Annotated in this window: 6 protein-coding genes; all 6 read left to right on the top strand. The window is 27.3% G+C overall.

Annotated features, from left to right (window positions below; genetic code table 11):
* Positions 1-27: 27 nt before the first annotated feature.
* The 6 genes from NSA50_RS09570 (at position 28) to NSA50_RS09545 (ending at position 13,822) form a co-directional block, all read left to right on the top strand.
* Positions 28-228 (top strand): hypothetical protein, encoded by a 201-nt coding sequence (locus NSA50_RS09570; RefSeq protein ID WP_257444694.1) that lies wholly within the window; start codon positions 28-30, stop codon positions 226-228.
* A gap of 349 nt (positions 229-577) precedes the next feature.
* A complete protein-coding gene (locus NSA50_RS09565; RefSeq protein ID WP_257444692.1) occupies positions 578-5,668 on the top strand; it encodes an immunoglobulin-like domain-containing protein in 5,091 nt (1,696 codons plus the stop codon).
* Positions 5,669-5,941: 273 nt separating this feature from the next.
* Positions 5,942-9,040, top strand: a complete 3,099-nt coding sequence (locus tag NSA50_RS09560; protein WP_257444690.1) for a cell wall-binding repeat-containing protein — start codon at positions 5,942-5,944, stop codon at positions 9,038-9,040.
* Between the two features lie 302 nt (positions 9,041-9,342).
* Positions 9,343-11,853 (top strand): bifunctional lysylphosphatidylglycerol flippase/synthetase MprF, encoded by a 2,511-nt coding sequence (gene mprF / locus NSA50_RS09555; RefSeq protein ID WP_257444688.1) that lies wholly within the window; start codon positions 9,343-9,345, stop codon positions 11,851-11,853.
* A 364-nt stretch (positions 11,854-12,217) separates the two neighbouring features.
* Entirely contained in the window at positions 12,218-12,367 is a 150-nt protein-coding gene (locus tag NSA50_RS09550) for a hypothetical protein (RefSeq protein WP_257444686.1), read from the top strand.
* A 501-nt stretch (positions 12,368-12,868) separates the two neighbouring features.
* Positions 12,869-13,822 carry a polysaccharide deacetylase family protein gene (locus NSA50_RS09545; protein WP_257444684.1) on the top strand — a complete coding sequence of 318 codons (954 nt, stop codon included), beginning with the start codon at positions 12,869-12,871 and terminating at the stop codon, positions 13,820-13,822.
* The last annotated feature ends 121 nt before the right edge of the window (positions 13,823-13,943 follow it).

Here is a 13,943-nt window from a genome sequence, read left to right as displayed (position 1 = left end):
AATTAGGATAGGTGTGAAAATAAAAATATGTTTGATAATATAGGAATAGTAAGAGAAGCAATAAGTGATACCGAATTAAAAGTATTAAGCTTTGGTGAAGGAAAAGATATCGTGGTAAAAGCTTCAAAAGAGTATATAGCATCAGTAAAATCAGAGTTAGATGATGAAGATGGAGAGGCTATATTATTGGAGTACGATTTAAAAACTAGAGTCGTAAGTGAAAATTAAACTCAAAATATGCTCCGAATATTAGTAGTATATAGTGATATGAAGTATTAATATGACTTTTATTCACAATATTATCTAAAGTTTTATTAAAATAGTACTTAGTATAAACTAGGTACTATTTTTAATTTTCTATTAAAGAAAATTAAAAATAGTGAAATATTTATACGTACTAGAGAATTTGATCTGATTAATAGCAGAGTTTAATTTTGCAATAATAGGAATAATTAAATATATTTCATGAATTTCATTAGCATATTATTATTAAGTATGTCAAAATGAATTATTAGTAGATTTTACTTTAAAAAAGTATATAACTAATATAATTAAAATAAAGTAGGAGGAATATATTTTGAATTGTAAGAGAAAAATTGCACTGTATTCATTAACATGTGGAATGGCAGTTAACATAGTTTCAACAAATAGTGTTAAAGTTATGGCGGAGACAAATGATGAGTTAAATTCTTTAACAATGGAAAAACAAACAAATAATAGTAAGTATATTTATCTATCAGATTTGGACTATATTAGCAATATGTCTAATACTTCTTGGGGATCAATAAAAAAAGATACTAATCTAGATGGAAGAACAATAACTCTTAATTTTGATGGAGAAATTTTAGAATTTGAAAAAGGAATAGCAGCACATGCTACATCAAATGTTGTTTATGATGTTTCAGCATATTCTAATGATTATTCGAGGTTTACAACATATGTTGGAGTAGATAGAAGTCAAGGGGGGAATGGAAATGGCGTAAAGTTTAGTATTTTAACTTCTCAAGATGGAAATGAATGGGAAAAACGTCTTGAAACAGAGCCTTTGAAGGGAAATAGTAATTCTGTTTTTGTAGATATAGATATTAGTAATGTTAAATATATAAAGTTGCATGCACATGATAATGGAAGTAATGGAAATGATCATGCTGTCTATGGAGCGCCAAGAATTATGAAGCCTGACTACGATATATCAACTGAATATATAGTACAGCTTAAGACGGTTCAAGAATATGATGAAATAATTAAAAATACATATAGTATTAATGATTCTATTGTTGGAAATTATGAAAAGCTATTATTGCAAAGAACTTTTGTAAAAAGAGTAGGATTTAATACTATACAAGCAGTTGCAAAGATGGATGAAAAATATGCAAAAGCAATTAATTGGCTTGTTAATGATGAAAAAGTACTTAAGTTATATGTAACTGGAGGAGAAATTGAGAGTGCAGGTAATTATCGAAATTCTCTTAAAGCCATAGGAGATATTTATGATGCGCATAAAGAAGACTTTAATGATTTTGCAAATGGTGAAGTTTATTTAAAAATGGCAATTTCTACAGCACTAAGTCATGCAAAAGATATTAGGCTTTGGACAGGTAATGCAGAGATTTCAAATCCAAGAGTTAGATATGAAATTTATAAGGATCTTTATACTAACGGAAAGATGGCATCAGGTGGAAATACAGAATTGTTTAAAAACTTACCTATTGAGTTAATGAGATGGGTAATGGATAATAAAATTGATGATGAAGAAATTAATTGGTTAGTTGATAATGCTTTGGATAGAAAAAATAAGGGGCAAAACTATTTAGATGCATACACTTACATAGAGTATACTTCAGGATTTGACTATAATAAAGATAAATACTATGATCAAGCTAGATATGATGAGTGGAATCAAAAATATAATATAGATAGTTTAAGTGGATATGGAACAAGAGGAATTCATAAATTATGGATGGTTTTTGAAGAAGGTTCAGTTTGTGGAGGTCTTGCAAAGACTTATGCTAATCTATCACAAGTTTTTGGTATTCCAGCAGGTGGTATAGGACAACCGGGTCATGCTGCAACTTTAACTTATAGTCAAAATGAGCAAGGTAAAGGAATTTGGAGTATAAAAAATGATATATCAGGATGGACAGAGTCTGAAAAAGGAGAAAGATTACCTCTTGGTTGGGGGTCAAAGGATTGGGATTCCTACTATAATGTAAGCTATATTCTTTTAGCTCAAAAAGCACTAGATGATTATGATAATTTAATAAAATCTCAATATTATAACTATTTAGCAGATGTATATAAAGGAGATACAGAAAAGCAAATAGAAATATATAATAAATCACTTGCTATTCAAAGCTATAATCTTGACTCTCTAGTTGGATTAATTGATTCTTATAAGAGTGCTGGAAATAAAACAAGTAAGGACTTTTTAAGTCTTGCAAATAGAGTTGCTGATGCCTTAACTTTTTTCCCATTGCCATTTGTTGATGTAATGAAACTAATAGAGCCAAATATAACTGATGATACTGATAGAGTTATGTTTGACATGTTAAGAACTAAAACACTTAAAAGAGCAACAGAAGCAACAGAAGCAGATACTCTTCAATATGGAGCATGTATTTCTATGGCGAGATATCTTTTAGGAGAGAATAGTGTTGATACTGCAACTTTTTCTTTTGATGGTGAAAATGCAGGAAAAATTATGATGAATGATAGGTATGCTGATTCATCTATCAGATGGGAATATAGCTTAGATGGCTGGAAAACAAAAAAAGAAACTGATTCTAAGGAAGTAACTTTAACAAAAGAGGAGTTAGAAAAAATAAATCCTGAAAATGATATCCAGATATCATTAGTTGGAACTTCTGAAATTTATACTATAGATATAACAAAATTTGAAACACCTTCAAATTTATATTTGAATGATTTAGAAAATCAATTTAGAGGGGTTGAAGGAATTTTAGAATATAGTGATGATGATGGAAATACTTGGTGTAAATATAGTCCGGAAAATACGCGATTTACTGGGGATAAGAAAGTTATTGTAAGGTATTCTGCTTCAGGGACAAAGATGCAAAGTGACCAAGTTGAGTATAACTTTACAGAAGATAACCAGCCAGAGAATAGAAAGTATATTCAATTAAAAAATATAAGCCTTCATGAATATTCTTCACAAGAAAATAATACAAATTCAGCAGCAATTAATATGATAGATGGTAATATAAATACTATGTGGCATAATACATGGAGTGGAGAAGAAGATAAATATTATTCTGTAGAATTTGATAAACCTAGATATATAACATCAATAGAATATAAGCCAAATGGAGGCAATGGAACTTTAAAAAATGCTAAGATATATACAAGTATGGATGGAGTAGAATGGACAGAGTCTGGAGCAGTAAATAATCTTGCAAATAACGTAGAGTTAAAGGTATTAAATTTAGATAAACCAACATTAGCTAAGTATGTAAAGATAGAAGCTGTAAATACCTATGGATATCCTAATGATGTATTTTTTACTGGAAAAATGTTTAACTTTTTTGAAGATAGTACTTATAAGGATACTTCTGTCAATACATTACCAACAATAAATGTTCCGTTAAGACATGAAATATATGTTGGAGATACCTTTGATCCATTAGCAATAGCAACAGCAACAGATAAAGAAGATGGAGATATAATTTTAACAGATAAAAATGTAATTATAAATAAGGTAAATACAAATAAAGCTGGTGAATATACTGTTAAATATGAAGTAATAGATAGTGACGGTGGAAGAAGAACAAAGTCAATTATTGTTGTAGTTAAAGCTGTTACCAATAAAAAGCCAGTAATAAGTTTCCCAGAAGATACAGTTATTAAAACAGGGGCAACTTTCAATCCGTTAGAAGGAGTAATAGCTAAGGATTATAAGGGAGAAAATATCACATTAACAACATCAAATGTAGCATGGAATAAAGTAAATACAAATAAGGCTGGAGAGTATCAAGTTAAATATACAGTAACAGATTCAGAAGGAAACACTAAGATTGTTTATAGAACTGTAAAAGTTGAAGGTGAATCTATAGTTACGCCACCAGTTATAAGCAAGAAACCGATAATAAGCTTCCAAGAAACTACAATAATTAAAACTGGTTCAAATTTTGATCCGTTAGAAGGAGTAGCGGCTAAGGATTATAATGGGGAAAATATCAAATTAACAACAGCAAATGTGCTAAGAAATGAAGTGGATACAACTAAAGAAGGCACATATCAAGTTAAATATAGAGTTGAAGATTCAGAAGGAAATTATAAGATTGTTTATAGAACTGTAAAAGTTGAAGGAGCAACTGTAGTTACTAGTAAAAAACCAGTAATAACTTTCCCACAAGTTACTGAATTACAAGTTGGAGATACATTTGACCCATTAAAAGAAGTTACAGCTAAAGATTATCATGGAAAAGATATTAAATTAGATGCTTCAAATGTAGCATGGAATAAAGTAGATACAAATAAAGTTGGAACATATCAAGTTAAATATAGAGTTGAAGACTCTGAAGGAAATTACAAGATTGTTTACAGAGATGTAGTTGTAAAAGGATTTACAGGACTAAAGGGTAATGCTTCTGTAGGTACAGTAGTTATGGATACAGCTAAAAATCAAATTACTGTTAGAGGACAAGTTGATACTTTAACTAGTATAGTAAACGGAACTGAAAGTAACGTAATAACTATAGATAATAAAGTTAAATACCATTTAGTAGCAAGGGATTCTGATGGACAAGAAGTATTTAGAAACTATATGGTAAGAGTTGATAATAGTGGATCTTATTCAGGATTTAAGACTAATTTAGATTTAGCTGAATTGTCAAAGATTCAAGATTCAGTAACATTAAGCTTAGTAGTTGAAACATTAAATACTTCAGGTGAGCTTGAATTAGGGGCTACAGGCTTAAATATAGTTGGAGAAGTTAAAGATGATACAAATAATGTTAAATACACTTCAACTGTAGAAAATGGGAAATTAAAAATAACTAAATCTCAAATGACAAAAACTTCTATTGAAAAAGAAACTATAGTTGATAATAAGCTAGAAAATGAAGTTAATGAAATTATAGAAGAAAATAAAATAGATATTGATTTAAATACAGATAATTCAATAGAAAATAATGAAGCTAATAAAGTTGAAGAAGTAATAGTAGAAGAATTTCCTGCAGAAAATAAAACTGAATCTCTAGAATCAGAAATTTCTAATGGTAAAAAAGAAATTAAAGGAACTATAGAAAAAGTTAAAGTTGATACTGATAAGAACTTAATTAAATTTGAAGGACTATTAGAAGCAAGTGATATTTATAGTGAAGGTAAGAATTACTTAATAGCAAAGGATAGTGAAGGAAAGGAGTTATTTAAAGCTGAAAAAGAAATAGAATTAGATTCTGATGGAAAGAAATTTAATGCTAATTTGACTTTTGAAGAATTAGAAAAAATAACTGAAGAAAAAGAAGCTATACTAAGCTTAGTAGTAGAAAAAGAAGGTAAGTCAGTTGAAGTAGAATTAAAAGCTGATAAGTTAGCTAAGTTTGATAAAGTTGTAGATTCAACAAATAAATTTGAATATACACTTATAGTAGAAGATGAAACAATAAAAATAATTAGAGCTTTAATAGAAGATAAAAGTATTGAATAAAAAAGCTATTATAGATAAAAATTAGATATTATCAGAATATAATTAGCAAGTAAGTTTAATTTGAGTTATTTAATTTTATTATAAATATAAAATTAAATAACTCTTATATGTATGATTATCATAGAAGTTATATTGAGGATAATGATTTATAAGTTAGTCTTGAAAGAGATATTAGGAGTAACTTTTATTAGGGAGAAAAGCCTAATAATAAAGAAAGTAAATATTTATTAAAATTAAAAGGTAAGAGTAAAATAGTTTGTTAGGAGGAGGATTATGAGAAATGGTAAGAATGTTATAATATCTTTTCTGTGTGTAATAATTTTAATCTTTAATTCTACAGTTAGTTCATTTGCTATTAATAAATCTAGTGATGAGAAAGAAAAATCAAAGAAAGTTATTTTTCTTACTAAAGGGCAAGGAAGCGAGAGTGCTGGAGATGGGTCAGAAAATAATCCTTATCTAAATATTAAAACAGCACTTAAGAATGTAGATGTAGGCGGGACTATCAAAATTATTGGAACTCTTAGTTATTGGAAGTATGAAGAGCATCCAAGTTTATTACCACTTCCACTTATTATAAATAAAGAAGTAACTATTGAAGGGGTAGATGATAACTCGGTATTTATGACAAGAGCTCCAATTCAGCTAAGTGAAGATGTTATTTTTAAAAATATAAGAATGGAGTTTTGGGCATCTAATGAATTAATGCCTGGAGTACCTGATCCAGGATTACCTCAAACTCCTGTAGATGAAGGAACAGCATTTAGAAGTGGAAGAACTATTTATTTGGCAGGAAATAAATTGACATTAGATAATGTAGATACACGTATTAATACTGCTGCTTTTCAGCGTGATTATAGACCATATATTTGTGGAGGAACATTTTTAGGAGAGGATACTGTAGGACCTAAGGCTATTCTTGAGGTGAAAAATCCAAATAATGGAACAGAATTTGCAGGAGTATATGTAGGAGATTATTGGGTGGAAAGGAGCTACCCAGCAGAAATTAATATTAATGGGACAGTGATTGGAAATACTATTTACGCTGGTGGGATAATGAATTCTTTTAATGGTGATGTTGTAATTAATATTTATAATAAGAGTAATGTTAGAGAAGTTGATACTAAGAATAATAATGGTAATGTTGATGTAAACATAAAAGAGAATACTGATAGAGAAAATTGCCTATTTGATGGAGTGAGAAATTTAACTTTGGAAAGTAATGCAAGAATATCGCTTAGAAATAGTAAAGATTTTAGAATAAATAATCTTATTATTAACAGGGGTGCTCTATTGGATTTTAGAAAAGTTAATGGGAATGTAGAAGTAAAGGGCGAATTTATTGGAGATATTAATAAAAACTATAGTGAGGATTTAGTAGGCGGAACTGTATTTTTACATGATAAGCAGATGCTTGATATAAGTGATGATGTTAAAGGTATAACAAGATTAAATAGTCAGAGTAATATTAATAAAGTTCCTTTAAAAGAAAATCATGTATATATTAAAGCAAAAGAGAATGCAACAGGTAATTTTGTAATAAATCCTTCATATTCACAATCAGATTATAAATTACAGAAGAATATTAGCGATTCATATAGAACTACTTGGACAGCTATTAGGGAAAAGAATATTTTTAAGGATTTTAGATGGACTGGAATAACAGAGGATAAAATTTTAGTACCTGAAGAAGATAAAGATTATATATATCCGATTGAGTATATTAATGAAGAAGATAAAGATTATATACCATTTGGTGAAGACTGGGGAGATTTTACAGTAACTCTTAGAAAGCCAGATGGGACTATTTTAGATAGTAATAATAATTGGGATATGGATTTAGGAATTTATTTAGAGGAACAAGGAGTGGTATTAAATATTTATAATACTAGATTTTCTGGAGAAATTACTATGACGGTTACTCATAAAACTGGAAAAGTTATTTCGAAAAAAATTCAAATTGGACAATTAATAAATTCAAAGCCTCCAGTTATAGAAGGTGCAAATGATATTATAATAAAAGTTAGTGAAGTTGATAAGTTTAATAAAAATTTATTAGACGGGATAACAGTAAAAGATGATAAGGATATAATAGATGAAACAAAGATAAAAGTAGTAGGACAGGTAGGAAAACCTAAACCAGGATATGATGAGAAATATAAAATAAAATATGAAGCAATTGATAGTGATGGAAATATTACAGTTGTTGAGAGAATTGTAACGGTGACAAATAGGTTACCAGAGATATCTGCAAATAATGTAACAATAGTAGTAGGAGAAAAATTAAATTTATTAACAGATTCAAGAATTGATTTAAATGCGATAGATTATGAGGATGGTAATATAAAATCTAATATAACTATAGAAAGTACAGGAGGTTTAAATCAAATAAATCCATTAGAAGGAATATATAGTGTCAAATATGAAGTTATTGATAGTGATGGAAATAGAGCTACTAAGACTATTAATGTAACTGTGAAATCACAAAGTATGACAATAAGCAGATTAGGTGGAAGGACTAGATATGAAACTGCAGCAATAATAAATAATAAAATGAAGTCAGATACACTTATATTAGTAACAGGGAAGGATTTTGCAGATGCATTAAGTGCAACAGCATTGATAAAACATCATAATGCTGAAATACATTTAGTAAATAATGAATTAGATAGAAATACAATAGATTCACTAAATAGTGGAGAGTTTAGTAAAGCAATAATAGTTGGAGGTACAGGAGTAGTATCGAAAGGAATTGAAGATAATGTTAAAAGTATTTTGGGGAAATATAATGTAAAAAGAATTGGTGGAAGAACTAGATATGAAACATCAACAATGGTAGTAGCTTCAATTTCTACAAACAAATACCCTTATGCTTTTGCAGTTACAGGAAAGGATTTTGCAGATGCGTTATCTGTAGCACCAATAGCTGCACTGACAGGATCGCCTATAGTTTTAACAGAGGGAGATAGTATTAGTGATTCAGGGGCTTTAGGATTATTAGGAGCACAAGAAGGATGCTATAAGATAGGCGGGGATAAAGTCGTAGGTAATGAAATAGATAAAATAATTGGAAATAGATATAAAAGACTTTCAGGAGCTAATAGATATGAAACGAATGCAGCTGTAATAAACGAATTTGAAAAGTTATTTACTGGAAATAGTGTATATGTAGCAACAGGACTAGATTTTCCAGATTCATTAGCAGGAAGTGCATTAGCAGGAAAAAATAAATCACCAATAGTATTTGTAGGAAATAGGATAGATAAATCGACTAAAAAAATAGTAAGTAGATTAAATAAAACTAATCTAATTGCATTAGGTGGGATAGGCGTTGTACCAGACTCTATATTGAATGAATTAAATCAAAAATAATTTATATAAAAGTAGATTGGACTGCAATGTGAAAATGATAGTCTAGATAATATAGGAATGAAAAGTGATAGGAGTTTTTTATTAAGGAAGTATTATTTTTATTAGAATAAAGAAGAAAAGAATTATAAAAATATTTATTTTATAAGGAAAAACTGTTAACAAAATATATTAGTAAGGAGTGGAAAATAAATTATAGAGTTTTTATATGTTTTTACTAATCTTTAAACTATAAGAAAATAAAAAATTTAGTATTTGTGTCTATGTATAAAATAAAATACTAATTTTAGAAAGGTGTTAAATTAATGAAAATAAATAAAAAAGTTGTAAAAGTTATTCAAATAGTAGTTATTAGTGTTATTTTATTTTTTGCATTTAGAGAATTATATATGATTTTTAAGAATATAGATAAGGAGTTGTTTTATACATATTCAGATAGACTTAAAAATTTTAACATATTTACTATTGCTATATTAGGAATAATATCGTATGTACCATTAACCTTTTATGATTTATTAATTAAAAAGAAAGTAGGTATCAAATTAAGTTGGAAACAAGTTTATAAATATTCATGGATTGCGAGTTCTATAGCAAATATAGCTGGTTTTGGGGGAAGTACAGCTATATTTTTAAAAAATTATTTTTATAGAGACTATGTGGAAGATTCATCAAAATTAGTTAAAGAAGTATCAAAAGTTGTTGGATTAAATTTGTCGGGATTTTCGTTAGTGTGTTTAATATATTCTATTTGGAATATATTTGGTGAAAGAAAACTTGATATTGTTTTTGGGATATCAACTGCAATAGGATTATATATACCAATAATTTTATGTTGGGCAACATATATATTATATAAAAATAGAAATAAAGAAAATTATTTTTTTATATTAAAAATAATGTCTATTTCAATTTTAGAATGGTGCACGACAATAGTGTTGATTTATGGGTTAATTAAAATTTTAAAAATAAATATAACAATAACACAATTTTTCCCAATTTATGTTATGGCTATAATATTTGCAATGATCAGTATGATTCCAGGAGGATTTGGATCTTTTGATTTAACATTACTATTAGGGTTAAAAGAGTTTAATATTCCATCAGAACAAGTATTGTTATTAATTCTTTTATATAGATTAAGTTATTATGTAGTTCCTATAATTATTGGAATAGCTCTATTTGTAATAGATTTATATATGAAAATAAATCATGAGGCAAGAGAAGTAATATCTAGAATAAATTCTAAGATAGCTCAGTTTACCTTAAGTATGCTGATATTAGCTAATGGGTTATATTTAATTTTTTTTGATTATAGTTATGTAGAAAGATATTTACCAGATAAAGATAAAATATTAAATATAGATATAGCAATTTTTTCGATATTTATAAGTGTTTTTTTAGGATTCATTTTAATAGTAATATCAACTCTGATTTCATCTAAATCAAGAGTTATATACTATGCAATGATAGGAGTATTAGGAGCGATTACATTTGGTGTGTTTTTTGATAAGTATATTTATCATGAGTATATTTTATTGGCAATTACGTGGGTTTTAATTATTTTTAGCAGAAAGAGATTTTATAGAAAAGGATTTATTTTTACTTGGAAAAGTGCTATAAAGTGTATTATTTTTATTTTAATAATACTGTCGCTATATATTCTTTTAACAAATAAAATGGAGAGAGAATATATTGTAGAGGCAGAGTTAGAAAATTTAATTTTGGCTTTTGAGGCTTATAAAAATAAAGAAATATGTTTAGGTATTACAGGTGCTATAGGTTCTATATTATTAGTAATATTTTTTCTTAAATTCAATAAATTTAATAAATTTCCTAAGGAAAAATTAGATATAGAGAGAGTAGAAGAATTAATACAAAAATATGGGGGATCTAGACTTATACATTATGTATTTTTAGACGATAAGTATATTTATATAAATGAAAATGAAGATGTACTTTTTCAATATCAGATTTCAGGAGATAAAATTATAATATTAGGAAATCCAGTTGGTAATAGGAAAGAGTTTTTTGATGCAATAAGAGAATTTTTAGAAAAAGCTGATTTATATGGATATACATTAGCGTTTTGTGGAATAGATTCAGATATTATTCCAGAACTTCATGATTTAGGGTATGAATTTATGAAAATAGGTCAAGATGCAATAATTGAACTAGATAAGTTTTCGTTAGAGGGAAAAAAGAATAAGAGTAACAGACAAGCAATCGGAAGAATTGAAAAGGCTGGGTATAAATTTTCTGTAGTTAGCCCTCCATTAAGTAGTAATTTATTTGAGGAATTAAAAGATGTATCTGATGAATGGCTTAATGGACAAGTTGAAAAGGGATTTTGTGTTGGATTTCTTGATAGAGAATATATAGAGAGGGATAAAATAGTTACAGTAAGAAATTCAGAAGGTGAGTTAAAAGGCTTTGCATCTATAATGCCTATGTATGATGATAAAACATTATCTGTAGACCTTATGAGATTTAAAAAAGTTGAAGTTAATGGAATAATGGATTATATGTTTGCAAATATATTTTTATATGGAAAGCAAAATGGATTTGAATATTTTAACTTAGGACTTGCACCATTAGCTGATGTAGGTAGAAGCAAATATGCATTTTTAAGAGAGCAGGTTGCATATCAGATATTTGTTTATGGAAATAGCTTCTATTCATTCAAGGGGTTAAAAAGGTTTAAGGATAAGTATGCGTCTAAGTGGGATGATAGGTATTTAGCATATAAGAAAGGAAGCTCAGTAATTATAACAATAATACAACTTATGAGAATAATATCTAAAAAAAGAAAGAGTTAAATATATAATTTTTTATATCTAATATATGAGAATATATTAGAAAGTTACTGAAATAAAAATTTTAAATATCATAGATAGAGTAATATAAAAACAACTAATTTAGAAGTTTTTAAGATATTTATTATTAAATTATTAAGAGGGAGAAAAATAAATTTTTAAGTTAAAAATATATCTAATTTAGACAGAGAATTTTATGGTGACTATCTTATAATGGAAGATAGTCGTTTATAGTAATAAATGATATAACATATTTACGTAAGCAATATGTATTAGAGAAAAATAGGGAGTCAGTTGGATACTTTAAAGGATGAATAAAATCTGAACAGAGTATGATTGACACCTTAGATGAATAGGAATGGAATGTTTGGCAAGTTTAGAATATCAATTAAAATATAGAGTGACTATAAAAAATGAAGAAATATTCACTAATGAATTAAAGCGTTGTGTTGAGGAAATAGGCTTAATAGATATAGCTTTACAAATAATTAGAGGTTTGATAGAAAATGAAAATTAGATTATTAGCAAAAGATTAATTTGATGATAAAGTGGATGGATTAAATGCTTATTCGGATGATTATCTGACTAAATCATTCCAATTCTTGAGGAATGTATAATTTTGTAGATGAAAGTGTAATAAATATCTATATCTTATATTTAAAGAGTAATATATTATCATTGAAATCTGATGTTAATATTTTAAGAACAGATAATGGATATATACTTGAGGAGATATATGATTGAAGAATTGATAAAAATTTATTTTTATGATATCAGTTGCTTTAATAATAGTGATTAGTACAATACTTATAAATATTTTTGTTAAAATAAACCTAGATAATTATTTAGAGTTTAAACTTTTTTGAATAGATAATAAAGATAGTCATATTTTAGAGAATATATAATTTCAAGATAATTGGGAGAGGCCTTTACTAATTTAAATGAATCCAGAATTGAGATGTGTAAAAAAATTATATTTATGAATAACTATAGTTATGGAATGGGAGTTTTAATTTAAATGATAAAAATAATTTTACGTATAGTTTTAATTCTATTGATTTTAATAGGAGGATCTGGAATAATATCAAGATTTAATAGTAATAATGGGCGTGATAGTGTAAATGCTGAAGTAAAGAGAAATATAGAACAGTCAGGAATGGAAAATGATAAGAATTTAGATAAAACTCAGAGTGATAAAGATGAAACTTTAGAGATAGAAGATCTTAAAAGAGATAATAGTGGATACTTATCTCTTGAAGAAGACATTAATGCGGAGGATGCAGTTGTTGTATCAGAGAACATAAATGCATTAGTAACTGGAAGGAAGAGGTATCCAGTAAGAACAGATGGAAAAAAAGTTGTGTATTTAACATTTGATGATGGACCATCGATAACGAATACTCCAGAAGTATTGAAAGTTTTAGATGAATATAATGTTAAGGGAACGTTTTGTATTTTAGGAAAATCTATAGCGAAGAATGATGATTCAAAAAAAATATTGAAAGATATTGTAAAAAATGGACATGCTGTGGCAAATCATACATATAGTCATGACTATAATAATTTATATCCTAATGGAGTTATAAATGTGGAGAATTTTATTAAAGACATAGAAAAGAATAATGAATTAATGAGGAGTATTTTAGGAAAAGATTTTTTTACTAGAGTTATAAGATTTCCAGGGGGATATTGGAGTTGGGATGGAAGAGAAGAAATTAAAGAAGTACTTCTTGATAAGGGGTATGTAGATATATTTTGGAATGCTTTGAATAAGGATGCAGAAGGGTGCATGAAAAATGCTGAACAATTATTAAGTGAAGTGAAGAATACTGTAGAAGCTTTAGGAGCAGAAGCAGATAGTATTGTACTTTTAATGCATGATACTTATGGTAAAGAAGAAACTGTTAAGTCATTGCCACTGGTAATAGAATATTTTAAGCATAATGGTTTTGAATTTAAGACTTTAAAATAGAGATAGTAACATAAATAAAAAATTAGGGTTAAATTAATATGTAAAAGAGATTTTCCTTTTGTGAACATATTGTTAGTAAAAATAAAAAATCTTAATTTAAAACTTTTTTAGCAACATCTTT

This window comes from Clostridium mucosae (assembly GCF_024622765.1).
In the GTDB taxonomy this organism is placed as follows: domain Bacteria; phylum Bacillota; class Clostridia; order Clostridiales; family Clostridiaceae; genus Clostridium.
This window is presented reverse-complemented; position numbering and strand designations above follow the sequence as displayed.

Bases quoted from the DNA above. Each gene is read 5' to 3' on its own strand.
- NSA50_RS09560 (WP_257444690.1), top strand. From the start codon at position 5,942: ATGAGAAATGGTAAGAATGTTATAATATCTTTTCTGTGTGTAATAATT.
- NSA50_RS09570 (WP_257444694.1), top strand. From the start codon at position 28: ATGTTTGATAATATAGGAATAGTAAGAGAAGCAATAAGTGATACCGAA.
- mprF (WP_257444688.1), top strand. From the start codon at position 9,343: ATGAAAATAAATAAAAAAGTTGTAAAAGTTATTCAAATAGTAGTTATT.
- NSA50_RS09545 (WP_257444684.1), top strand. From the start codon at position 12,869: ATGATAAAAATAATTTTACGTATAGTTTTAATTCTATTGATTTTAATA.